Source organism: Sphingobacterium sp. MYb382, assembly GCF_037572665.1.
In the GTDB taxonomy this organism is placed as follows: Bacteria; Bacteroidota; Bacteroidia; order Sphingobacteriales; family Sphingobacteriaceae; genus Sphingobacterium.
Genome location: NZ_JBBGZT010000028.1, coordinates 169,521 through 193,705 on the forward strand (window position 1 = coordinate 169,521; position 24,185 = coordinate 193,705).

The 24,185-nt window shown below is 43.2% G+C and carries 18 protein-coding genes; 7 read left to right on the forward strand and 11 right to left on the reverse strand.

The window, feature by feature from the left end; translation table 11 throughout:
• Positions 1-284 precede the first annotated feature (284 nt).
• Positions 285-1,265, reverse strand: coding sequence for a helix-turn-helix domain-containing protein (locus WH223_RS15170; protein WP_340048602.1), 981 nt, complete (start codon positions 1,263-1,265; stop codon positions 285-287).
• Positions 1,266-1,374: 109 nt separating this feature from the next.
• Here WH223_RS15170 and WH223_RS15175 point away from each other — a divergent pair, with 109 nt between their 5' ends.
• The 3 genes from WH223_RS15175 to WH223_RS15185 all read left to right on the forward strand — a co-directional run bounded on the left by WH223_RS15175 (position 1,375) and on the right by WH223_RS15185 (position 6,807).
• Positions 1,375-3,750 carry a TonB-dependent receptor gene (locus tag WH223_RS15175; RefSeq protein WP_340048603.1) on the forward strand — a complete coding sequence of 792 codons (2,376 nt, stop codon included), beginning with the start codon at positions 1,375-1,377 and terminating at the stop codon, positions 3,748-3,750.
• A gap of 268 nt (positions 3,751-4,018) precedes the next feature.
• The gene (locus WH223_RS15180) at positions 4,019-5,392 is read left to right on the forward strand and encodes a 3-keto-disaccharide hydrolase (protein ID WP_340048604.1); all 1,374 of its coding nucleotides are present in this window, start codon (positions 4,019-4,021) and stop codon (positions 5,390-5,392) included.
• Positions 5,393-5,394: 2 nt separating this feature from the next.
• The gene (locus tag WH223_RS15185) at positions 5,395-6,807 is read left to right on the forward strand and encodes a Gfo/Idh/MocA family oxidoreductase (RefSeq protein WP_340048605.1); all 1,413 of its coding nucleotides are present in this window, start codon (positions 5,395-5,397) and stop codon (positions 6,805-6,807) included.
• Between the two features lie 305 nt (positions 6,808-7,112).
• Here WH223_RS15185 and WH223_RS15190 read toward each other — a convergent pair whose 3' ends face one another.
• On the reverse strand, positions 7,113-7,286 hold the full coding sequence (locus tag WH223_RS15190; protein WP_340048606.1) for a hypothetical protein: 174 nt from the start codon (positions 7,284-7,286) through the stop codon (positions 7,113-7,115).
• 308 nt (positions 7,287-7,594) lie between these two features.
• Here WH223_RS15190 and WH223_RS15195 point away from each other — a divergent pair, with 308 nt between their 5' ends.
• Both WH223_RS15195 and WH223_RS15200 read left to right on the forward strand, forming a co-directional pair.
• A complete protein-coding gene (locus WH223_RS15195) occupies positions 7,595-8,011 on the forward strand; it encodes an XRE family transcriptional regulator (RefSeq protein WP_340048607.1) in 417 nt (138 codons plus the stop codon).
• A 67-nt stretch (positions 8,012-8,078) separates the two neighbouring features.
• Complete coding sequence (locus tag WH223_RS15200; protein WP_340048608.1) at positions 8,079-8,297, forward strand: helix-turn-helix domain-containing protein; 219 nt, start codon at positions 8,079-8,081, stop codon at positions 8,295-8,297.
• Positions 8,298-8,462: 165 nt separating this feature from the next.
• Here the strand turns inward: WH223_RS15200 and WH223_RS15205 are convergent, their stop codons facing one another.
• From WH223_RS15205 to WH223_RS15240, 8 genes are all read right to left on the reverse strand, one after another.
• On the reverse strand, positions 8,463-9,902 hold the full coding sequence (locus WH223_RS15205) for an efflux transporter outer membrane subunit (RefSeq protein WP_340048609.1): 1,440 nt from the start codon (positions 9,900-9,902) through the stop codon (positions 8,463-8,465).
• An 83-nt stretch (positions 9,903-9,985) separates the two neighbouring features.
• Positions 9,986-13,162: an efflux RND transporter permease subunit gene (locus WH223_RS15210; RefSeq protein ID WP_340048610.1), complete on the reverse strand. Its 3,177-nt coding sequence runs from the start codon at positions 13,160-13,162 to the stop codon at positions 9,986-9,988.
• 15 nt (positions 13,163-13,177) lie between these two features.
• Positions 13,178-14,311: an efflux RND transporter periplasmic adaptor subunit gene (locus WH223_RS15215; RefSeq protein WP_340048611.1), complete on the reverse strand. Its 1,134-nt coding sequence runs from the start codon at positions 14,309-14,311 to the stop codon at positions 13,178-13,180.
• 389 nt (positions 14,312-14,700) lie between these two features.
• On the reverse strand, positions 14,701-15,312 hold the full coding sequence (locus WH223_RS15220; protein ID WP_340048612.1) for a TetR/AcrR family transcriptional regulator: 612 nt from the start codon (positions 15,310-15,312) through the stop codon (positions 14,701-14,703).
• A 184-nt stretch (positions 15,313-15,496) separates the two neighbouring features.
• The gene (locus WH223_RS15225; protein WP_340048613.1) at positions 15,497-16,336 is read right to left on the reverse strand and encodes a cyanophycinase; all 840 of its coding nucleotides are present in this window, start codon (positions 16,334-16,336) and stop codon (positions 15,497-15,499) included.
• 5 nt (positions 16,337-16,341) lie between these two features.
• Positions 16,342-17,391: an isoaspartyl peptidase/L-asparaginase family protein gene (locus tag WH223_RS15230; RefSeq protein ID WP_340048614.1), complete on the reverse strand. Its 1,050-nt coding sequence runs from the start codon at positions 17,389-17,391 to the stop codon at positions 16,342-16,344.
• 2 nt (positions 17,392-17,393) lie between these two features.
• The gene (locus WH223_RS15235; protein ID WP_340048615.1) at positions 17,394-18,824 is read right to left on the reverse strand and encodes a RagB/SusD family nutrient uptake outer membrane protein; all 1,431 of its coding nucleotides are present in this window, start codon (positions 18,822-18,824) and stop codon (positions 17,394-17,396) included.
• A gap of 11 nt (positions 18,825-18,835) precedes the next feature.
• Positions 18,836-21,949 carry a SusC/RagA family TonB-linked outer membrane protein gene (locus WH223_RS15240; RefSeq protein ID WP_340048617.1) on the reverse strand — a complete coding sequence of 1,038 codons (3,114 nt, stop codon included), beginning with the start codon at positions 21,947-21,949 and terminating at the stop codon, positions 18,836-18,838.
• Positions 21,950-22,301: 352 nt separating this feature from the next.
• On the opposite strand from WH223_RS15240, the gene WH223_RS15245 reads away from it, so the two are divergent.
• Positions 22,302-23,174: a hypothetical protein gene (locus WH223_RS15245; RefSeq protein WP_340048618.1), complete on the forward strand. Its 873-nt coding sequence runs from the start codon at positions 22,302-22,304 to the stop codon at positions 23,172-23,174.
• Positions 23,175-23,340: 166 nt separating this feature from the next.
• On the opposite strand, the gene WH223_RS20130 is transcribed toward WH223_RS15245, so the two are convergent.
• Entirely contained in the window at positions 23,341-23,637 is a 297-nt protein-coding gene (locus WH223_RS20130) for a hypothetical protein (protein WP_445265620.1), read from the reverse strand.
• A gap of 343 nt (positions 23,638-23,980) precedes the next feature.
• Here WH223_RS20130 and WH223_RS20135 point away from each other — a divergent pair, with 343 nt between their 5' ends.
• Positions 23,981-24,157 carry a hypothetical protein gene (locus WH223_RS20135; RefSeq protein WP_445265621.1) on the forward strand — a complete coding sequence of 59 codons (177 nt, stop codon included), beginning with the start codon at positions 23,981-23,983 and terminating at the stop codon, positions 24,155-24,157.
• Positions 24,158-24,185 lie beyond the last annotated feature (28 nt).

Consider the following 24,185-nt stretch of genomic DNA (forward strand, 5'->3'; position numbering starts at 1 on the left):
AGCATCATCAAAATAGACTAATCCTAGACGACTAGTAGCTGTTTCGAACTGATTAAAAAAAAGTGTATTTAAAGTTTAAAATCCGTAAGCCTCTTGGGAGGTTGATACGTAGTATTGGTTAGGCTGCAAAAGGGCATGCAAGTGTCTGACCTAGACCCTTAACAGCATATACTAAAGTACATATTATATTGGTAGCCTAGTTGTTTTTATAAAAAATATCCTTTACTGTGTTCTGCGTATGCACTGCGCAAACATCAATGGAAGGTGTTTAAAATATAAAATTACTATAGGCGTAGTTTATTGGGCGATACGCCATGCACCTTTTTAAAAGCCGAGGAGAATGATGAAACGGTGGAATAGCCAATGCGAAAAGCAATCTCTTTGACGGAGTATTCTGATGTATGGATAAGTTTGAGCGCTTTATCCATTCTTATTTGACTAGCATATTCAAACACACCAACCCCATAGGCTTCTTTGAAACCCTTTTTTAATTTAAAGACATTGATATTAAACTTTTTAGATAAGTAATCAATCGTGTGAAAATGCTCCGTGTCTAATTCGATAAAATCCTTTATCGCTTTTAGGATAGCGATATCCGTTTGGCGTAGCCTAATAGCCTGATTTGGTTTCGCATGTTCCTGCTGCTCTTTACTCGCTTCAAATAAAACGGTCAACAGCTCGAGTGTTTTAGCCTTCATAAAAAAGTCCCGAACAATACCCGTTAGCGTGCAGGTCTTAATAGCTAGTAAGATGGTCAAAGCTTCAACCGTAATAGGTAATCCTGACGGGAATAAGCGCGCAAATTGCTGTGCATAAATCTTTCTTTGAAAAATAGCGACTTCAGGATGGCTATCTATCCATTCTTCGAAATAATTAAGCGGCACATACATATCTAGATGCTGATATCGCTTGCCCTGCGGAAAATGAATTTCTACTTTAGCCTCGTTAGGGGTGTAGTATATATAGTTATGATAGGGCAGATACTCATTTAATTGTCCATCGATAGTGTCGTGAATAGGCTCCTCATTGAAGAAAAAGCTGATTTGTATTTGGTTAGAATTGGTAACCGTATAGTTCCATGCATAATCCTCCTTATAGGCCGAACTATATTCACGTATAGTCAACCCTGCGGCATCGTGAATATATAATGTCTTGAAAATACCTTGCTCATTTTCCAACAACTTGAAGTCCTGAGAAACCTCATCCCAGCGTTCTATTTCGAAAAACGCTATAATATCCGATAATTCTGTATTCTCTTTTAGCATTATACTACCAAACTCCTAACGATTTATACTAATTGGAAAACTCCTTAAGTCCTCCAGAAGCTACTTTTGCATCAACTTTTTAAATTTAATTAAATTAATTCTAAATAAGATGTCTGGTAATCGAAAAACTAAGGTAGTATCTATCTTTTTGCTTCAATCGTTACTGCTTGGGAGCGGTAGCCTTTTTGCGCAGCAGCAAGCGCGCATTTCAGGAAAGCTTGTTGACAATGAGTTGCATCCTATTGCGAATGCAAAGATAACGCTTGACAAAGGCCCAATTTATATCCTAACCGATAACAATGGAAATTTCGTGTTCAATAATCTGGAGAATAAGTCTTACGTGCTTACCTTAAATTATCAAGGAAAAAAAGTAGAGCGTAAAGTCACCATTAGCGAGCAAGGAAATCAAGCTTTAAATTGGAATTTGCAAGCGGTACATCAAATCGATTCTGTATCCGTTTTTGTCAATAAGAAGAATGTACCATCGTCTACTTTACGCATTTCGGAGAACCTTTTAGTTACGCCACAGAATATTCAGGTTATTGATCAAAGCATGTTGAACGATCAGTTTGTATTGTCTGTTGCCGAAGGATTTACGAAGAACGTTAGTGGTGCCCGCACCATCTACCATCAGGAAGAGGCGAGCACCGGTATTGCCGTAAGGGGCTTTGCAGCCTCTAATTTGCGTAACGGAATGGACGTGAGTGGTAGCTTTGGTCCGCTACGTGAAGATATGTCCTTTGTCGAAAGAATTGAGTTTGTGAAAGGGCCGGCGGGCTTTATGATGGGGAATACACAGCCCGGAGGTTTCTATAATATCGTTACTAAAAAGCCAACGGGTTCCGATAAAGGAACAGCTAGAATCACCCTTGGTAGCTTCAATTTATATCGTGCAGAGGCCGACGTCGATACCAAGCTGACGAAAGATGGTAAACTATTGGGACGTTTCAACGTGATGGGTACGAAGAAAAATTCGCACGTAAACTACACATCCAATGAGCAGTATGTAATCAATCCATCCTTAAAATACTTCGCTTCAAGCGATACCTACTTCACTGTAGAGTATATCTACTCGCATAACGCTTTTACAGGTGGTTTTTCTAAATATGCCTATGGAATAAAGGGATTTAAAGAAGTGCCTAGAGATTTTAGCTTTAACGATCCAATTATCGACCCTACGGTTTCCAAAGAACATAATGTGTATGGTTCTGTGAACCATAAATTGTCTGATAATTGGTCGCTTACAGGGCAGTTTGGCTATATCAATTCAGGTATGGAAGGAGCCTCCCTATATTCCAAGTATAACTCCATTGATGCCGAAGGAAATTTATACCGCGGATTGAGTATTAATGATGCCTTGAATACATCGACCGTAGGGCAGGTGTTCACGCGCGGTAAGTTTAACATCGGTAATACAAAAAGTAATATTTTAATCGGTTTAGACATGGGAACGAAATCCTATGTGGCCGACTGGACCGCTTTGCCAGACTCTATTGGTGGTAAATTTAATATCTACAATCCGAAGTATGGTTACCTGCGTAAATCGGATATTCCTTCTTACGATCGCAGTCGATCGCTACGGGAGCGTGGCGCCATGTACTTGCAAGAGTATTCCTACTACTCGGCTCATTTCCAAGAGGAGTTACTACTGTTGAACGATAGATTACGTTTAGGTGCCGGACTTCGCTATACCGAGACAAGCAAGAAAAGCCCTGCCGCAAATGGTTTACCAGTAAAAAATAGAGCCTTAACGCCACGCGGAAGTATTACAGGTATTATCACACCTGAATTAACGGCTTATGCGCTCTATGACCAAAGTTTTCAAGAGCAAGTTGGTACCTTAAAAGACGGTGGTGACGCTAAAGCATCTCGAGGAATAAATACAGAAATAGGTGTGAAAAAGACTTGGTTTGAAGGTCGTTTGATGTCGTCTCTGACCGCTTACCGCGTGACGAAAACAAATATCTTGACAACTGCAGGGCCTGATTTTCCAGGCAGGGTAGAGCAAAGTGGTGAGGCTCTTTCAAAAGGTATTGAAGTCGATATCAACGGAAAGATTAATGATGCTTTTCAGGTGATGATAAACTACGCCTATACCGATGCAAAAGTTAGTAAAGACAATGATCCCGCGAAAATAGGGATGATGCTATACGGAACGGCAAAACATATCACCAATGCTTGGTTAACCTATACCGTGCAGCAAGGTTCATTAAAAGGAGTAGGCCTATCGGCAGGTTATGGGTACCAAGCAAAACGTGCGGCGTGGCCTGTGACCAAAGAGAAGTACTTACCAGACGATATGTTTAACCTAAACTTAGGTGCATCCTACAAAACAGGGAATTACCGCATAAATGTATTGGTAGATAATGTCACCAACCGCTATAATTATGTAGGCCATTTCCCTGGCGCTTGGGGCTATACCCACTATGGATGGCGCTCTACAGCACCGACAAACTTTAGAATGAGCTTAGCGTACGATTTTTAATAGCAAAGCATTTATCCACGATAAGATTCGTCTTTAAGGAAAAAAGCTAAAAAGGTTGGTATCTACATAGATACCAACCTTTTTTTGTGATTAATAGCATCGTTGTAGCTTGAAATTCATATATTTAAGTGGAGTAATAGAAAAACCCTATAAACCGACTTCAAATTTATTAAAGGACAATTTTAGCTTATATACCTATCAACTGTATAGGATATAGGTGAAGAGGTTGCCTGCTAATCAATGCTGATAAACCAAAATAATGAAACATATGAGAAAGAAATTTTTAATGATGGTAGCCTGTGGGATGCTCTTAACGCTATCAACGGGAAGAGCACAAACCAAGTCCGACGGATTCAAATCCCTATTTGACGGCAAATCCTTGGCCGGATGGCATATTCTTGGAGGCAAAGCCAACTATACCATCCAAGATGGAGCTATTGTCGGCGAGATGCAGAAAGGCATCGCCAATTCATTTTTAGCTACCGAAAAGAAATACGGAGATTTCATCTTAGAGTTGGACATCAAGCTAGAAGGCACCGAAACCAATTCCGGGGTTCAATTTAGGAGTCAGTTTAATCCCGAAGGCAACAAAGGAGAAGGCCTTGTCTATGGCACGCAGGTCGATATCGACCCTACACCACGGGCATGGTCCGGCGGTATTTATGATGAAGCACGCCGCAATTGGCTGTACCCATTAGACCTCAATGAAGCCGCCAAAAAAGCCTATAAAATAGAGCAATACAATAAAGTACGTATCGAAGCGATAGGTGATGAGGTGCGCGTTTGGATTAACGACACACCGACAGCCGTACTGATAGACACCCTAGATAAAACAGGTATCATCGGCTTGCAGGTACATGCAGTAGCCGACCATTTGGCCGGCAAAAAGGTATACTTCAAGGATATCCGTATTAAAACAGAGAACCTGGCGTTCACCAAACTGCCTACCGATGTATATGTCGTAAACCTCAAAAATAATAACCTCTCCGAAGTCGAGAAAAAGGAAGGTGTAAGCCTACTTTTTAATGGTGTCGATGCCAAGCAGTGGCGCAGTATTGATGGTAAAGAATTTCCTAAAAAAGGATGGGTCGTAAAAGATGGTGAAATACGCGTCTTAAAATCTGATGGAGCCGAGTCTACCAATGGAAGAGACATCGTAACTAAAAAGCAATACCAAGCTTTTGACCTATCCTTTGATTTCAAAATCACAGAAGGAGCCAACAGCGGCGTCAAATATTTTGTTACCCTGAAAGAGGAAACCAAAGGCTCCGCCATCGGCTTGGAATATCAGATATTGGACGATGCAAATCATCCCGATGCCAAGTTGGGAAAGAGTGGAAACCGCACCATGGCCTCGCTCTATGACCTTATCACCTCCCAGAAGCACCCTAGAGCACCGCGCGCCATTGGCGAGTGGAATAGAGGCCGTATCGTCGTAACGGCCGACAATCAAGTGACCCACTACCTCAATGGCATCAAAATGGTGAGCTACAAGCGTGGTTCCGCCGAGTTTAAAGCCCTAGTAGCTGATAGCAAATACAAAGATTGGCCTAATTTCGGCGAAGCCGTAAAAGGACATATCCTCCTGCAAGACCATGGTGATGCCGTAAATTTCAAAAATATTAAGATTAAAGAACTGTAACCATGACGCAGCTAACAAGACGAAATTTCTTGCGCAATACCGCTATGGTGGGCGGCGGACTGCTGCTGTCGCAGACAGCGCTAGCCGGCATGAAGCGTGCTTCAGCCAATGAACGCGTTAATCTAGCCTGTATAGGCGTCGGCAATCGGGCTGGAGAAATCATTAAAGACTTCCACAAAACAGGCCTATGTAATATTGTCGCCCTGTGCGACGTGGATATGAACGCCCCACATACCTTGGAAATTCTCAGCCTCTTTCCTGATGTGCCACGTTTCCAAGATTTCAGAACCATGTTTGACAAAATGGGCAGTCAAATAGATGCCGTTTCCATAGGAACGCCCGATTTTGCGCACTTTGCCATGACCATGATGGCCATCGACCTCGGAATTCATGTCTATGTCGAAAAGCCTATGGCCAGCACCTTTTGGGAGGTGGAGCTCATGACCCAAAAAGCACGTAAATTTAATAAGGTGGTCACCCAAATGGGCAATCAGGGGCATTCCGAAGCCAATTACTTCCAGTTTAAAGCATGGCAGGAAGCTGGCATCATAAAAGATGTCACACGCATCGATGCCCATATGAACCTCGCTCGACGCTGGCATACCTGGGATGCCGGCATCAAAGGATTTCCCTATCCCGAGCGTATTCCAAGCACCCTAGACTGGGATTTGTGGCAAATGCAGACCCTCGGCCATGACTACAACAAAGATTTTATCAACGGTCAGTGGCGCTGCTGGTTTGACTTCGGTATGGGTGCCCTTGGCGACTGGGGAGCACATATCTTGGATACAGCACATGAGTTTTTAGAACTCGGCCTGCCGACACGGGTGGAGGCCGTCAAGCTGCTAGCGCATAACTCATACTTTTTCCCGAAATCGTCGACCCTGAAATTCCGATTTCCGAAGCGTAAAAATCTTCCCGCCGTAGATATCAACTGGTACGATGGGCTAGATAACTTTCCCGAGATACCAGCCGGCTATGGCGTTTCCGGTTTGGACCCCAATATCCCGGCGCCAAGCACCGGCAAGATAGAAGCGGCGAAGCTAAATCCAGGCAAAATTATCTATAGCAAAGACCTCATTTTCAAGGGAGGCTCCCACGGTAGCACGCTGTCCATCATCTCCGAAGAGAAAGCTAAAGAGCTCGAAAAACGCCTTCCCACAGTTATAGAGAGCCCTTCAAACCATTTTGCCAACTTCTTGAAAGCATGCAAAGGTGAGGAGAAAGCACGGTCAAGTTTCGAAATAGCAGGCCCCTTGAGTCAGGTATTCTGCCTCGGCGTCATAGCACAGCGACTAAATCGGTCCTTTGATTTCGACCCCGTGAAAAAAGAGATTGTAAACGATCCCTTCGCCAACGCCCTGCTCTATGGGCCAGCACCCGGCAAAGGATGGGAACAATACTATAAAGTATAATAACGAGGGCGCTCCTCGCTGTTGCCTTACCGAAGGGCAACAGCGAGTCGGGCTTTCCGCTCTATCTTTTGTTGCGCAAGCTCCACAAAAGGATGCCGCTCCAATCCCTAGCGCAGCAGTACGCCCAACAGAAACCAATCCATCCAAACTAGCATGCTGTCCTTCGACAGGCTCAGGATGACAAGTAGAAGCATCGTTTAGAAAGTCTACACGCTGTATATCCCAGCATATCGCCCTCGTTTGCAACGAGGATGCTTGAGAATAGCGTTTGCAACGCTAGCGTATAATAAGCCATTCACCCAACTTTAGCTAGTTTGCACCAATCCATCCAAACTGTCATGCTGTCCTTCGACAGGCTCAGGATGACAAGTAGAAGCATCGTTTAGAAAGTCTACATGCTGTATAACCAGCATATCGTCCTCGTTTGCAACGAGGATGCCTGAGAATAACGTTTGCAACGCTAGCGTATAATAAGCCATTATATCAACTCATACATCGTCCTCGTTTGCAACGAGGATGCTTGAGAATAGCGTTTGCAACGCTAGCGTATAATAAGCCATTCGCACAACTTTAGCTAGTTTGCACCAATCCATCCAAACCGTCATGCTGAGCTTGTCGAAGCATCGTTTAGAAAGTCCAAGTGTGTAAAATAGTATGAAATATCTTCTTTTTCTCACCATAATCAATCATATGGGTAGATAAGTTACCATTCTAAAGCTGTAACTTATCTTAAAAAATAGTAATTTGTCTAATTAGCAATGAGATTCATTACGAAATGACACAGATAATGCGCACTAATCCTAAAGTACATCATGGGCGCAATGTAAAGCGCTTTAGAGAACTGTTGGGTATTCAACAGGAATCGTTAGCATACGACCTAGGTGAAGACTGGAACCAACAGAAAATCTCTTTACTAGAACAGAAAGAAACAATAGAAATGAATTTATTGGAGCAGATAGCCGCTGTGCTGAAAATTCCTGTAAAAGCTATTCAAAACTTTGACGAGGAACGCGCTGTGAATATTATTGCAAATACGTATTCCTTTCAAGATTTTAAAGATAATGCTGTTGCTTCCGGATTTAGTTATCAACCATCCTTTAATCCAGTTGATAAACTTATCGAGAGTTATGAAGAAATTAAAAAGCTTCATGCCGAAAAAGAAGCCTTGTATGAACGTTTGTTAAAAGCTTTGGAAAGTAAATAGCCTTAAGCACCTCATTCAAATATTGTTCTTGTTTCCAAAACGTTTTTTATAAGTAATTATTTGAATTGTGACTAGAGAAGAACTAAAAAGGAAACTTGGCCAGCGTATTGTTGAGCTTCGCCTAAAGAAAGGGTGGAGTCAGGCTGATTTAGAACGAGCTTGTGCTAAAGACCGCCAAGCAATCGAAAAGATTGAAAATGGAAAGGTAAATTCGACGCTTTTTACCCTACTTGAAATTGCAAATGCTTTAGAAATTTCGCTTTCTAAACTAGTCGATTTGGCCTAAATCTACACGCTGTATATCCTAGCATATCGTCCTCCTTCACCACAAGGATACCAGAGCATAGCCTTCACAACACAATTTCTTAAAAAACGAAAAGCCCGATGCGAACACCGGGCTTACGGGATTAGTACAATCCAGAGATAAAATTAAACAAAATAAAAATCAAAATTATCGCCATCCGCCACCTAAGGAGCGGTATAGTTCAACGCGCGCAGCCAACTGGTCACGTTTGTTTGTTGCTAACTCAAGTTCACTTTGTAGCAGCTGCTCCTGCGCAACAATAACTTCTAGATAAGTGGCCATACCACCTTGGAAAAGAAGGTTTGCTCGGCCAATAGCTTGCTCCAATGTATTTGTACGTTGCTGAAGAACGTTTTGCTGACTGCCCAATTTATCTATGGATAACAAAGCATTAGACACCTCCGAAACCGCTACCAGAACCGATTCACGGAAGCTGATAACCGCTTTCTCCCGATTCACTAAAGCCACTTCATAGTTGGTTTTAATGCGTCGTCCTTGTAAGATAGGCTGGGTAAGACCACCCGTTAACGTACCAAATAGAGACGCAGGTAAGGTAAACCAGTTGCTTGCTTCAAAGCTATTAACACCCGCAGTAGCGCTGATGCGCAAAGCAGGGTAGAAATCCGCTTTAGCTACGCCAACCTCAGCATTTGCAGCCGTTAGCGCTAATTCCGCTTGTTTTACATCAGGTCTGTTGGCTACCAAAGCCGACGGAAGACCTGTTGCACTATGCTCGCTCGACGGCACAACGTTTAAGCCAGCGCCTCTTTCTACCGCACTCGGGAAGGTGCCTGCCAAGATGCTTAATGCATTTTCTTGCACCGCAATTTGCTGCTCAAAGATGGGGATAAGCTTCTCCGCATTGAGCTGCTGTGCCTCCGCTTGTGCTACCGCCAAAGAGCTTACTTGTCCCGATTGGAACTGGAGCTGGATAAGCTTACGCGTATCGGCGCTCAGTGCAGCATTTCTTTTAGCCGTGTTAAGCTGGTAGTCCAACATCAGTAAGTTGTAGTATCCTTTCGCAACAGTAGCGATTAAAGCCGTTTGTACCGCCTTCTTAGCCTCATCTGTTTGCAAGTAGTTGGCCATAGCCAGCTGCTTTTGGTTTTTTATTTTACCCCAGATATCAGCCTCCCAAGTAAGTCCTACATTTACGGCAAACTCTTCAATATGTGTACGCTGTAGCGCCTGATTTAAGTTGGCACCCAACATGCTATTTTCCGAAGGATTATTGCTGCTCGCCTGTACGCCCACTTGCAATTCGGGAACATTGCCCCATTTCGCTTTCTTCCATTGCAGTTCTGCAATTTCAAGGTTTTTTAAGGCCAGTTGTAGCTGGTTGTTTTTTGCTAGCGCACGCTCAATAAGCGGTTTCAACTGCTCCTCAGCAAAGAAATCTTGCCATGGTAATTCTGCCAAAGCCGTATTGCCCGCTAGGCTCGCTGTAGCTTGCGTCGTATCGGCACCTCTGTAGCTATCCGGAAGAGCCCCCTGCGGAATAGCGATGTCTTTAGATACCTTACAGGAAGCTATAGTCGCGACCAAGACCAAGGTCGCGACAAGTAGTTTACTATTATTTTTTTTCATCTGTCGATGTTCTTTTTAAAAATGTTAAGCCCTTTACCCGTTTTATAGCGAGTGTTTTAAGGGTGTTGTTCTCGATGATGCGTTTATGCTTTCGGCGATTCAAGCGGTTTCATCGGACCGGAAATCTTTTCGTGCAATTGTTGGAAAAGCATAAACAGTACAGGGATAATGAATAAGCCTAAAATAACCCCTGAAAGCATACCGCCAGCGGCACCGATACTGATAGAGTGGTTACCCATAGCCGATGGACCTTTGACATTCATCATCGGCACAAGTCCGGCGATAAAGGCTACCGACGTCATGATAATCGGGCGTAAACGTAGCTTCGAGGCTTCAACTACCGAGAAGAGTAGGGTTTCGCCAGCACGACGGCGCTGTAGGGCAAACTCAATAATCAGAATGGCATTTTTAGCGAGCAATCCAATAAGCATAACGAGTGCCACCTGCACATAAATATTATTCTCAATACCCGTTAAGCCGATGGCCATAAAGACACCAAGTATACCCGTTGGAATCGATAAGATAACAGCGAATGGTAAAATATAGCTTTCATACTGAGCGGCTAACAAGAAGTATATAAACAATAGGGAAAGGCCGAAGATAATAGCCGATTGCCCACCAGAAGATAATTCCTCTTTCGTCATACCCGAGAATTGGTGACTATAGCCGGCCGGTAGCTGCTCTGCTGCAACCTCATTCACTGCCTTGATAGCGTCACCCGAACTGAAGCCTGGTGCTGCAATAGCGTTCACACTAATCGAGTTAAACAAGTTATAACGGGAAGCCGTTTCCGGACCATAAACACGTGTCAAAGTCACCAATGTTTTAATCGGCACCGGTTGGTTAAACTTGTTTTGAACGTAGATACCTTCCAAAGCATTTACATTAGCACGCTCGCCTTTCTCCGCCTGTATCATCACGCGGTAGTACTTTCCAAAACGGTTGAAGTCTGTCGCTTGCGACGAACCAAAATAAGCCTGCATCGTGCGTAAAATATCTTTAACATTCACTTGCAATTGCGATGCTTTAAGCTCATCAACTTCCAAGTTGTATTGCGGATAATCAGCTTTAAAAGTGGTGAAGGCTACCGCGATTTCTGGTCGCTGCATCAATGCACCAATAAATTGATTACCGACCTCACTAAATTTATTTAGCGTGCCACCTGTCTTATCTTGCAAGACCATATCCAAACCATCCACGTTACTAAATCCCGGAACGGTAGGGAAGGTAAAGACGAAGAAATCAACCCCTTTAACTACCGATAGCTTCTGGTTTACTTCAGCCATAATCGCATTGATATCGCTAATCTCACCACGCTCTTTCGCTGGCTTCAAGAGCAAGAAGATAACCCCCGTCGACGGGTTCGTCGACTGCGTCATCACGTTGAAACCCGACATCGCATTGACAGTTTTTGCCGAAGGCAAGTCCATCAATATTTTCTGAGCTTCATCAATTGTTTTTACCGTACGCTCCAAAGAAGTACCACCCGGCATCGAAACCGAAATTGCCATGAACCCTTGGTCTTCCGAAGGAATAAATCCTGTCTTAGTCTTATTAACCAATACAGTCGTGGCTAAAGTAACAAGCACCAAGCCCGCTAAGCTTAACCATTTGTAGCGAATCAATAGCTTGATACCACCTAAATATTTATTGGTAAGGTTTTCAAAACCACGGTTGAAGCCCAGAAAGAATTTCTCCTTGAAGGATTTCTTTTTTGCCGGCTCACCGTTGTTCTCGCCTTCGCCCTCGCCCTCGCCGTGCGTACTCTTTAAGAATAGCGCTGCCAAAGCCGGACTTAATGTCAAAGCGTTAACCGCCGAGATAATAATAGCGATGGCCAAAGTCAAGGCAAATTGGCGGTAGAATACACCCGTCGAACCCTCCATGAAGCCTACTGGTAGAAATACCGCCGACATCACCAAAGTGATGGAGATAATCGCACCCGTAATTTCGCCCATAGCAGAGGTGGTTGCTTCCTTGGCAGGCATATGGCTATGTTCCATCTTGGAGTGCACCGCCTCGACGACGACAATGGCATCATCGACCACAATACCAATCGCTAATATCAAAGCGAATAGTGTCAATAGGTTGATGGAGAAGCCAAACAACATCATAAAGAAGAAGGTTCCTAAGATAGCTACAGGAACGGCAATCGCCGGAATCAACGTCGAGCGGAAATCTTGCAAGAAGATAAATACCACCAAGAACACCAAAATAAAGGCCTCTATTAACGTCGATATCACTTGATGGATAGATTGGTCCAAAGCATCCTTCGTGTTGTATAGAATCAAGTATTTAACGCCTTTAGGGAAGTCCTTAGCCGCTTTCACCATCAGCTGGTCGATAGCTACCTGAATTTCATTCGCATTGGAACCTGCCAACTGCATGGTACCAATATTGATTCCAGGCTTTCCATTTACCTTGGTAGAACTACCGTACGTGTAAGAGCCTAATTCTACTTTAGCTACATCTTTAAGACGCAATGTAGAGCCATCAGCATTCGAACGGATGATGATATTTTCGTAGTCTTGTGCTTTGTTGAGTTTACCTTTGTACTTGATAACATACTCGAAAGACTCCGTACTACTTTCACCGAATTTACCAGGCGCTGCTTCTAAGTTTTTATCTTGAATGGCAGCCGTCACTTCGTTAGGTGTTAAGTTGTAGGTAGCCATCTGTGTAGGGTTTAACCAGATACGCATAGCGTAATCTTTGTTTCCACCAAACACCGTCGCTTGACCTACACCAGAAATCCTTTTAATCTCCGGAATGATGTTGATTTGCGCATAGTTGGCCAAAAAGGTTTCATCAAAAGCCTTGTCATCTTCAGCATATAAGGATACCACCATCAACAAACTATTCTGTTGTTTATTGGTCGTAATACCAGCTTTGATAACCTCCTCAGGCAATTGATTGGTCGCCTGTGCCACCCGGTTTTGCACGTTTACGGCAGCCTGATCGGGGTCTGTCCCCAATTTGAAGTAAACCATAATGGAGAGCGACCCATCATTACTGGCTGTAGAGGTCATGTAACTCATGTTTTCTACACCATTGATGGACTCCTCCAAAGAAGGAGCTACGGCACGCAGTACCGTTTCCGCATTTGCTCCAGGATATAAAGCCGTCACCAATACAGATGGGGGAGCAATATCAGGGAACTGCTGTAATGGCAGTTTGTATAAGCCCAATACCCCTAAAATAACGAGGATAATGGAGATCACCGTTGCCAGTACGGGTCTATTTATAAATTTCTTAAACATCGATTGTTATACTATTTATTTCGTTTTTGTTGCCACTACTTTTGCACTTTCCGGCGTGATTTTCATACCGTCTTGTAGTCTCTCAAATCCTTTCAAGACAATACGGTCTCCTGCTTTTAAGTCGTCGCCGATTAGGTAATCTGTACCACTGCGACCAATAATCTGAATTTGCTTTTTGGTAACCTGATTGGCAGCGTCTAGCGAATAAACAAAGACCTTATCTTGTACCTCTACGGTAGCTGCTTGTGGAACAAGCAAAGCATGGTCATGCTTCATCTTTAGCTGTATTTTGCCGGTATTACCAGAGCGCAAAGCGCCATGAGGATTCGGGAATGTAGCACGTAGCATAATAGAACCTGTATTTTGATCAAACTGGCCATCGATAACATCGATTTTACCAAGCTCCTCATAATTGGTTTTATTAGCCAATTCTAAGCTTACAGGCGCTAAGTTTTTAACTTTTTCCTGTAAAGTACTGCCAGCATGCTGATCTTTGAAGTTGATGAAATCTACCTCTCCTAAAGAGAAATAAACATAAACTTGTTGCACGTTGGATAGGGTAGTGAGCGCCTCCGCATCAGTGGCGGCAAGCAAACTTCCTTGACGCTTAGGCAACTTGCCGATATAGCCTGTTACAGGCGCATGTATCTGCGTGTAGCCTAAATCTATTTTCGCACTTTCCACCATCGCTTGTGCTTGAGCCAAATTGGAAAGCGCAATTTGATGGCTTGCTTGAGCCGTTTTCAATTGGTAGTCAGAAACGACTTTGTTTTGTACCAAAGGCGTTAATTTATCAATCTCCAATTGGGTATTGATAATGGCAGCCTTAGCGGCATTCACCGTACTTAACGCACTATTCAATTGTTCGCGGTAGGGGCGTTCATTGATTTTGAAAAGTAATTGTCCTTTAGTAACATAAGCGCCTTCATCTACATAAACTTTTTCTAGGGCGCCACTAACTTGTGGACGGATTTCAATATCCACAACGCCACGGATTGCAGCTGGATATTCTTGTACGGTGTTGGTCTCACTTTCTTGTACCGTGAAAACAGGCACCTCAGGTGTTGCTGCCTCCGTTTGCGCTGGTTTTTCAGAACAAGCCTGTATAATCAAGGCAAGGAGAATGCTGGAAAAAAATAACTTCTTCATTTTTGTGTAAAGGGATAAATAGTTTGAATGGAAGAAAATCCTTTCGTTTAATTAAGTTATATTATTTAACGTTGTTAATCGATAAATCAAACGTCTACTCATTTTTTACCTATTTGTTATTTGCTGAACAAATAGGGGACCTTAGCCTGTAATACCGCTAAGGTTAACCGTATCGGAAATAAGAAAGTAGAAGAAAGATTTAATGAAGTTAAATTATATAACAGTGTTAAGTAAAGGGTGTGTGTAAGTCGTAAATATGCTTCAATTTAATTGCCTCTTGCATTTTTTTAGTATAGGGATTAAAAAATATATTTTTTAATAGTGTTAAGGTGTTTAACGTTGTTAAGTCATGTTTTAAAAAAGAAGCACTTTGTATATTGTGCTAATCTTTATGCGTTTACGTCTTCTTTATAAAGCGATTTAGTGATGGCGCTTACAGCATCTTTAAAAATTTGCTCGTTTGTAGCGTCCGATAAACCATTTCCAATCATATTAACCGATATCAATCCATGAATCACGGAGAAGAAGGTATAATATTTAATTTTCAGTTCTGCTGCTGTGGGTTGTTGATCAGCCATAAGGTCAGCAATACTATTTATAAAAAGCTCAAAAGGTGTTTCAACAGGAGGTACAATCGTTTGCGAACAGCACTTCATTTCGACACCATACATGACTTGGTATAATTCCTTATTTGCAAAAGCAAAATCCCAGAAAGCAGTCCACATAGCTTGTAGCTTCAAGTCCGGATCTGTTTCCGTATCGCGTGCTACGCGGATAAGCTTCGTTAGGTTGTTATACCCTTTTTGTGTTAGTTCTATTAAAATAGCATTTTTGTTAGCAAAGTACTCGTAGATGATAGGAGCGGTGTACTCAATGCGATCGGCAATCTTCCGCATGTTTAACCCTTCCCAACCTTCTTCTTTGACAATCGCGTAGGCGGCATCGAGAATACTATTTCTAGTTTCTTCTTTTTGTCTCTGTATACGATCTTTACTTGCCATATTAAATTATCTAACAACGTTAGGCAAAGGTAAAATTATTTTCCTAACGCTGTTAACTAAAATTCTATTTTTAGACTTTTATGACAATTATTTGTTTTTTGACTTAGCAATAGGGGATTGCCACCAGAGCTTAAAAAAGCCCTTTGGTGTACACCAAAGGGCTTTTTTAAGCTTTATACTTCCGTTATTTTATTTTGAAACGCATGCCTTCATGATAAGAACTTAGACTTAGGTTTTCCCATGTAAGTAGGCCATTATCCTTTTTCTTCAGGCCTTTAACATTCTTAGCGACAATAACTAATGATTCGCCAACAACCTCAACGCCTTTGCGGCGTACAATAATTGCAGTTCCCTCATCAATGCCGATACAAATCTTATCTGGATATTCAGCTAATGCGGTAAACAAACGATTGTAGCGGCTACGCTTAATAAAATGCTGGTCAATAATAACCGATTTAATGAGCCCTAGACCTTTCGCCGTTTCCAAGTTCTCCTTTTCTAGTCGGTCAAATGTCGACTTGTACGTCTCATCTTTCAACTGGTTTCCCGTGATCATGGTCTCGCTCATCATAGCAGCTCCAGCGCTGGTACCTGCAATGCAAGCGCCATTTTGATAAGCTTCATGGATAGCATCGTACAAAGGTGTATTATCTACGACACTCATAAAACGATTCTGATCCCCCCCGGTGATGTAGATCAGCTGCGCATTGCGCACGGAGTCGACCAATGCTTTGTCGTAGGCTTGCTCACGGTTGAAGTTTATACTGGTGACCGTGTGTTCCGTAACCTCACCAAATTGCTCAACCATATTGGCTACCGATTCATCAGCGACAGTAGAAGCCATCGGTAAGACCATGATGTAATCTTTGCGCGATAGGTTGGCGGCATCCACCAAGGCCTCCATCAGGTGTTCATCCTTATGGCCTCCGCCAATAATAAACAAAGCGCCTTTAGGCTGTTTCTGCTGTGCTGTACTCCCCAATACCGTGACGGCAAGGAATGCTAAGAATAACCATCTTTTCATAATTGCTACTTATAGATTTCAACCTTTATATTACCATCCTTATCCACCGTGCCGCGATACATACCTTCCGTGTTGAAAGGCATGGCTACATGACCATTTTTATCCATCGCAATCATACCGCCATCGCCGCCCATCTTGCCAATACGGTCAATCACAGCCTGACTCGCCTGTACAACATTGTCGCCCTTGTAGGCCATCAGTGCCGAAACAGAATAAGCTGCTACCGAACGGATATAGTATTCGCCCCATCCGGTGCAGGAAACGGCGCAAGTAGCATTGTCGGCATAGGTACCAGCCCCGATAATCGGAGAGTCACCCACACGACCATATTTCTTGTTCGTCATTCCTCCTGTAGAGGTGCCAGCAGCCAGGTTGCCTTGTTTATCCAAAGCTACACAGCCTACGGTTCCAAACTTACTGTCTTTGTTGACAATGCCTAAGCGATTACTTTGTTTTTGGTCATGGTCAAGTTGTACCTGCGTGCTGTCTTCTAGCTTAATCTTTTGTAAAGCATCCCAGCGTTGTTTTGTCCAGAAATAGGAAGGGTCAACTAAGGTAAGGCCTGCCTGCTTGGCGAAGGCTTCAGCACCTTTGCCCACCAGCATCACATGCTCCGATTTTTCCATGACAGCCCGTGCGGCAGCAATAGGGTTTTTGATGGTCGTCACTGCCGCAACAGCGCCGGCAGCCAAGTTTTTGCCATCCATAATGGAAGCATCCATCTCGTTTTTACCATCGTTGGTAAAAACAGCTCCTTTTCCGGCATTGAACAAAGGTGAATCTTCAAGCACAAAAATAGCCTGCTCTACAGCATCTAGACTGGAATGACCCGCTTTAATCTGTGCGTAACCAGCCGTCAAGGCGGCCTCTAGCGCTACCTTGTAAGCTTGTTCTAGGGAGTCAGTCATATTCTTTTTCAGAATAGTGCCAGCACCACCATGAATAGCCAGTACATACTGCTCCTGTGCTTCTTGTGTTGTTTCTTTAGGTTTTTGTTGACAGCTCGATAGCAGCATAGCTGCTAAACCGAGCGTCATTAAGTTTTTTTTCTTCATTATTAGTCTTTTCCGTAACCTGGGTTTTGTTGCATCGCTTTATTTACGGACATCTCCACTGCTGGAATTGGAAAATTGTATTGGGCTTTTGTAGGTTCCAAACGTAGGTTTCCATTTGTATTCACAGCATCAAGTGCAGAGCGCTCTATAGCTACATTTCTTCGCTTAAGGTCAAAAAAACGATGTCCTTCAAAGGCTAGTTCTTTGTATCGTTCCGTAAAGATAGCATTTATTAAAGGCTCTTTACCTGCAAAAGTTTCCGATTGATAACCGTCTATCCTTGCGCTACGCAGGTCATTTAAGTCGGCAGCAGCCTCTGCCAATTTATCTTTTTGTGCATATGCCTCTGCGCGAATAAGGTACATCTCGCCTGTACGGAAAAGCTTAATATTTACGAGACCGAAGGTATCTTCGCTACGTCCTTTATATTTTCCAATAAGGTAGCTTTCTTTACCAGCACCGCGATCTGGTTCGTAGCTTACGTAGCTCGCGAAGCGCACATCATTGTCTTTGTCGTAAAGATTCATCAGCTTGTTTGAAGGGGTATACAAGGCATAATCGCCCGACTGTCTGTAAAATACAGCGCCAATAGGTCCTTCGCGCGTGTCATCATCGTCAACAGGTAAATCGGCTACTTTTCTTCCCAAAGCGAATATCACCTCTTGTTCGGACGCATCGGTCCATATTTTAGCGAAGTTAGCCGCACTTGCTAATGGCTTCGCTTGGATAGCAGCTGTAGCAGCAGCAATCGCTTTATCCCAGTCTTGGGCATATAGGGCTGTTCTTGCTTGTATTGCATACACACCTGTTTTTGTTATTCTTTTTACGCCTGCATCGGTATCACCAATAAGGGCTAAAGCATCATTAAGGTCGGTGTTAAGGAAGGCGATAACCTCTTGAACGGTATTTCTTTTTGGGGAACCCGTTTCTGCCTTTAGCATATACGGAATGGCCAAAGCAGTAGGCGCGTAGCCTGCCGAGAAAGCACGTAACAATTCCAAGTGTGCATAGGCACGAATAGCCAACAGCTCTCCTTTGAAGTGGTTTTTCTTTTGTACATCTACGTTGTTTAGGAGTTCTAATCCGGCTAAAGCACGATTGGCACGGTCGATAACGACATATAGCTCGCCAAAGGAGCTCGTCACGGTGCTACTTGCCGAGTTATATTGCCAGCGGTAGGCGCTGGTATTGGAAACAACGTTTTCCGCAGGTAGAATAGCTTCATCCGACACGGTGACACTATTGCTGATTAACGTATAGGTCATGCCCGCATAGGCTCCTTTGATGGCCATATCGATATCGTTAAGGTTGCGATATGCTTTCTCCGGGTCGATGGTATCCGTAGGTTTTAAATCCAGCTTATTGCAGGACTGTAAAGCGAGGCCAGCGATGGCCATGCAGGTAATGATATGTCGTATTTTGAATAATTTCATGATCTTTTGATTTAAAAGTTAACATTTAAACCCGCGGTATAGGTGCGTGGTGCAGGGTAGTTGAAGCGTCCGCGACCTTCGCTATTCTCTGGGTCTAAGCCTCTCCAGGAAGTCCAGGTCAATAAGTTTTGACCTTGGAAGAAGATACGCGCACCTTTCACTACATTTTTCTGTCCAAACCATGTTTTAGGCATCTGGTATGCCAAGTTCACGTTTCTTAAGCGGATGAAAGAAGCATCTTGAATATCTTTGGAGGTAAACTCTCTCGGAATATCTAAACGCTGTAGAATCGCTTGGTCGCCCGGTTGTTTCCAACGGTCGTTCAACATACGAATACTCTGGTTACTGGTCATGTAGCCTTCATTCTCATTGTAGAAATCTTCATTATTCCAACGACGTACATCAGCAACAAAAGCAAATAGGGCATCTAAGCTTAAGTTTTTATAGCGGAATCCTGTGGTAACACCACCGATCCAGTTTGGATACATGCTGCCCGACTTGGTTACACTTTGTGTCTCTTCGCTATAGGAGGTCGTGATGGATCCATCACGGTTGTAGTATTGCGCATCACCCGTCTGCGGATTTACGCCGGCCCACTCTGGTGCATAAAAAGTACCGTAAGGAAGACCTACTTTTAAAATACGGGTGCTTCCGTCTAAGGTTTCTGTCAAGGCATCCGATAGGTAAAGTATTTTGTTTTTGTTGTATGCCGCATTGACACCCAAAGTAATCCCCCAATCATCTTTCTTCACTACATCTCCTTGAAGGCTCATTTCTACCCCACGGTTACGCATTTTTCCCGTGCTCAGCAAATTGCTGTCAAAGCCAGATGTTTGCGATAGTGGCTGTTGTATAAATAGGTTTTTCGTAACCTTATTGTAGTAATCTACCGATAGACGTATTCTTCCCGAAGGCAGAAGGTCTAAATCAAAACCTGTGTTAAACTCATCTACATATTCCCAGTCAAAACGATCATTGCCTGGTGTAGCCGGACGTATAGCTTTTTCACCATCATATGTGATGTCCGTACGGAAGGTCGCTAAGTAGTCGAAATAACCACCAAATGGACTCGCTGTAGTACCATAACTAGCACGGAAGTTCAAGTGATGAATCCAGTCTACCGATTTTAAGAAGGCTTCTTCTTTGGCATTCCAGTTGGCACCAAAGGAGTAGAATCCATGCCAACGGTTGCTTTTCACTACGCGTGATGAACCATCATAACGGTAACTCGCCGTCAATGAATAGCGGTTGTCATAGTTGTAGCGCGCTAAAGCCATGTAAGAAGCTAAGCTGCCGCTGCTTCTGCCGCCTAAGATCTTAGGTAAGAATTTATCATTGACCGTTACGCCGGCAGGAGTGCCTGGCAGGCGATCGTCAATACCATAACCGATATAGCCGAATGAGCGATTACGATCGTATAGGTATTCAAAATAAGCCGATAGCTCTAAATTATGCTTCTCGTTGAAGGTATCTTGGTAGGTAAGTCCACTTGTTGAGACAATGCTCGTCGTACGCGCATAGCCTTCGCCAAACATACCTTGACCACCAATCGTTGGATCTTCGTCTTGAGAACCATAGTAGGAGTCTGGATTGATATAATCCTGTGTCGTTTTATTGCGGTAGTCGATCCCTAGGCGCGTGTGTGCCTTTAGGGTAGGAAGAATTTGGTAAGCCAAATTAGCACCCACATTGGTGTTGAAAAGCTCTGAAGAGCTGCTCGAGTTTAGTAAACGCTCCAAACCGGCACTACCTTCACGCTGGTCAAGGATAAAATACTGATCTCTGTTGCCGAAGTGAATCAAGGTGCCATCCGGTGCATAAGGATATTCATAGGGTAAAGCATAATAAACCGAAGCCATTGATGCGCCTACGGAGGATGATTGAACGCCTTCCGTAAATTTAGAGTTTGAATAGCCTAAAGCTATATTCACCCCTCCAGAGAATTTACCACTGTTGAACTCTACGTTATTTTTTACCGTGTAGCGGTCTAATCCAGAACGCTTCGCAATTCCGTCTTGCTTATAATATCCAGCGCTGCTGAAAAAACGGATATTTTCATTTCCACCGCTTACATTGACATTCTGCTCGGTAAACTTGCCCGTTTGGAAAAAGAAATCGCGCCAGTCTACGTTTAACCCACGTAAGCTATCCAGAATCTGTGAGCCTCGTGCTGCTTCTTGCGCCGACCAACCTGCATTGGCTGGGTTTCTCGATGAATATGCCCAACCCGGACCGATATCTTTACCGATTTCTAAGCCTACTTCTTCCTCAAAGCGTAGACGCTGCTCGGAATTCATCATCTGAAATTTAGGACGGGTAAGTTTTGAAAAACCAAATTGTGAGCTCACGCCAATATTTAGCTGTCCTGCTTTTCCTTTTTTCGTTGTTAATAGGATAACACCATTTGAACCACGCGATCCATAGAGCGATTTTGCCGAAGCATCACGTAATACCGTTACGTTCTCAAAATCATTAGAGTTGTAGTTTTTAAGTGCGGAGGCATCAATAGGGATACCATCTACGACATATAAAGGAGAGGTATTTCCGTTGATACTACCCACACCACGAATTAATACGGTAGCATTCTCTCCAGGCTGTCCCGAGCTTGCTAATACGCTCATCCCGGGTACACGTCCTTGTAGCATCTGGTCGATGCTCGCTGTAGGAACAGAAGCCAAATCTTTAGCCTGCACCACGGTAGATACGTTTGCGGATTGTTTTTTCGAGTAACTGGTGTAGCCTGTTACCACAATATCTTTTAATATAGCATCTGCACTAACCAGCGTTATATTCAACGATTGGCCGCTAGTAACGGGTACCGATTGCGGCGTGTAGCCCACATAACTGAAGTCGAAGCGGTCGCCCGCCTTTCCAGCAAGGCTGAAATTACCGTTAGCGTCCGTTTGTGTGGTCGCATTGCTTGTTAGGTTTTTAACTGTTACACCAGCTAAGGCTGTTCCGTTTTTGTCCAGAACTTTACCGCTGATGGATTGCTGTGTAGCTGTGCTCGATCGATGCAAATCGGCATGGACTAACCGTAGCTCTTTACCAGATGCCATCTGTGGGAGCTGTAGAACGGAAAGTGCTATAAACAGAATAGCGCGTTCATGTATTTTTTTTGTCATAAGATTATGATTAATTAGATTAGCATAAGATGATTAGTTTCAAAATGTATAAACTAAATATCATGCCATAATTGTAATGTGTAGTGTTTACGCGTATAGTTCTTTCGTTTCATAGTCAAATAGCTACGGCAAGCGTGGAGCCTAGAAAATAGCGAGATAGGTAGCTTTCTTGTTGGGTACATGGAGTTGGGTGAGCGAGAATGGTTGCTTAGGTTAAGGCTTGTTAGTCGTATTAATTCGTATTAAATTTCTATGAACTTCATTTGTTTGAAAAACGTGCGAAATATCGACATTTAATTCGAAATTTGAATAGCTATCAAAATAAAAATTATAGAACCTAAAACTGCTAATTATGATGCGTAAAATTACCGCGCTTACCTTGTTCTTATCAGCCCTTTTCTCGTCCCTACAGGCACAAGAGCGTATTCCTTTTCAGCTAAACAATCATTACAATATTTTGGTTAAAGCCTTAATCAATGATGTAGACTCTGCCACCCTTATGTTTCAAATAGCCATGCGTGAGGGATCATTGGCACCCGACCGAAAGGTTAGGGTAGAGTCGGTGAAGTTTGATACGACTGAATTTCCTGAAGGACTGAGTAAAGTTAATCGTATACAGGTGGCCAATACCAAAATTGATAGCGTCTGGATTTGGGATAACGAGTTTACAGGCTATGGAGCGGATGGTAAAGTCGGCATCCAATTATTTAATGGAAAGGTGTTTAAAATAGACTATGACAAATCGCAGTTTGAGCTTTATGACCAAGTTCCTGATACAAAGGGCTTCGTCGCCGTTCCTTTAGTCAGCAAAAGAGGACAGTTGTTTGTTCAGGTGACGAGTACAGTAGATAACAACGAGCTGCCGGGCGAATTTCTGTTGCAATCGGGCTTTTCTGGTGCATTGCTCTATAACAATGCATTTGCGGATACGCATGCACTCGCAACGAAGCTGCCTATTAAAAATGAAAAGACGATGAAGAACTCCGCTGGCGATAAGCTCATCAATCTTATTTGTGAACTTCCGGCTTTACATATCGGTGGTTTCGACCTGAAGGATGTTCCCGTGAATGTCATGTCTGGCGATATTAAAAATCAACCGACAAGCTATATGGGAGCCGACCTCATCCATCGTTTCAACTGGATCATCGATATCAAAGGAAAGATGGCCTATATCCAAAAGAATAAAAACTTTGATGATGCTTTTTATTTCAATAGACCTTTGTAATAGTTATTCAAGTTTGATAGGATTTTTAGTTTTTAGGCCTTCGGCCGAAGGCTAAAGCTTTTTAAAGATAGTGCGTAGACGTTAAGTCTTAAATGATAAAAACCAACTAAGGCATTCCTTTAGGATAAGAAAAAGCCTTAGTTGGTTTTTTAGTAAGTAGGTAAGTCTACTTTGTAATTTTTATTGTTGCGCCAAATGGACGGTAAATGCCCAATAGCGAATTGATGGACGATGGATAATTTGGTATTGGGTCATAATTGTAGAAAGCAGCCGTGTAAGTACCTTCAGGAAATCCCGTTTCTGGAATCTTTACCTTCAACTGATCAGTCTGCTTAGCGATAATCTCTACGTCGTAGTAACCGTTTAACACATTATTCCATATTCTAATTGCCGTGGTTTTGTCCATATTTTTTCCAACAAAAGTCAACTCACCACCAATCTTAGCCGTGCTATTAGCCGTCATTAAGTTGTGCTTTGGCCTAGGATCGGCCAATATTTCAAAATCTTTCTTAACACTGATGCTATAGGGCGCACTGGCAATGCGAATGCCAACGTATTGACCGACGGCATCGTCGCCCGGAATAGCATTAAAGCGCACCACATTGCGGTGAAAAGCTGCTGTGTCGATAGGCGCTTCTACTTCTTTGCCGTTCGCCGTTTGTAAGAATACCTTCAGCAGGCCATCTGCTGGATTAAAATAATCACCGTAAAAACTAAGCTCTTCGCTCGCCACGATAACAAATTTACCATTCATAGTCTTCAAGTTGAAATCACGACCTTCGTCCTTAAGGTAAGGTTTCGGCTGATTGAGTACTCTTTTTAAGGTGTATACTTTCACCGTACCGTCTTCCGCAGTAACGGTATATCTTGTGCCATCCGCAAAAGGAACTTTAGTGCCCGATGCCGGACTTATGCTCGCTTTCTCGGAAACATTTAGCTGTGGGCTGATGCTCTCTGGTACGGCTTGGTCTGGTGGCCAGTAGATAACGATGTCGTTGTCATGGATGGCAG

Bases quoted from the DNA above. Each gene is read 5' to 3' on its own strand.
- WH223_RS15220 (WP_340048612.1), bottom strand. From the start codon at position 15,312: ATGGCAAGTAAAGATCGTATACAGAGACAAAAAGAAGAAACTAGAAAT.
- WH223_RS15230 (WP_340048614.1), bottom strand. From the start codon at position 17,391: ATGAAGAAAAAAAACTTAATGACGCTCGGTTTAGCAGCTATGCTGCTA.
- WH223_RS15185 (WP_340048605.1), top strand. From the start codon at position 5,395: ATGACGCAGCTAACAAGACGAAATTTCTTGCGCAATACCGCTATGGTG.
- WH223_RS15195 (WP_340048607.1), top strand. From the start codon at position 7,595: ATGCGCACTAATCCTAAAGTACATCATGGGCGCAATGTAAAGCGCTTT.
- WH223_RS15170 (WP_340048602.1), bottom strand. From the start codon at position 1,265: ATGCTAAAAGAGAATACAGAATTATCGGATATTATAGCGTTTTTCGAA.
- WH223_RS15245 (WP_340048618.1), top strand. From the start codon at position 22,302: ATGATGCGTAAAATTACCGCGCTTACCTTGTTCTTATCAGCCCTTTTC.
- WH223_RS15190 (WP_340048606.1), bottom strand. From the start codon at position 7,286: ATGGCTTATTATACGCTAGCGTTGCAAACGTTATTCTCAGGCATCCTC.
- WH223_RS15175 (WP_340048603.1), top strand. From the start codon at position 1,375: ATGTCTGGTAATCGAAAAACTAAGGTAGTATCTATCTTTTTGCTTCAA.
- WH223_RS15210 (WP_340048610.1), bottom strand. From the start codon at position 13,162: ATGTTTAAGAAATTTATAAATAGACCCGTACTGGCAACGGTGATCTCC.
- WH223_RS15235 (WP_340048615.1), bottom strand. From the start codon at position 18,824: ATGAAATTATTCAAAATACGACATATCATTACCTGCATGGCCATCGCT.
- WH223_RS15205 (WP_340048609.1), bottom strand. From the start codon at position 9,902: ATGAAAAAAAATAATAGTAAACTACTTGTCGCGACCTTGGTCTTGGTC.
- WH223_RS20130 (WP_445265620.1), bottom strand. From the start codon at position 23,637: ATGACGGCTAATAGCACGGCTAAGATTGGTGGTGAGTTGACTTTTGTT.
- WH223_RS15240 (WP_340048617.1), bottom strand. From the start codon at position 21,949: ATGACAAAAAAAATACATGAACGCGCTATTCTGTTTATAGCACTTTCC.
- WH223_RS15180 (WP_340048604.1), top strand. From the start codon at position 4,019: ATGAGAAAGAAATTTTTAATGATGGTAGCCTGTGGGATGCTCTTAACG.
- WH223_RS15225 (WP_340048613.1), bottom strand. From the start codon at position 16,336: ATGAAAAGATGGTTATTCTTAGCATTCCTTGCCGTCACGGTATTGGGG.
- WH223_RS15215 (WP_340048611.1), bottom strand. From the start codon at position 14,311: ATGAAGAAGTTATTTTTTTCCAGCATTCTCCTTGCCTTGATTATACAG.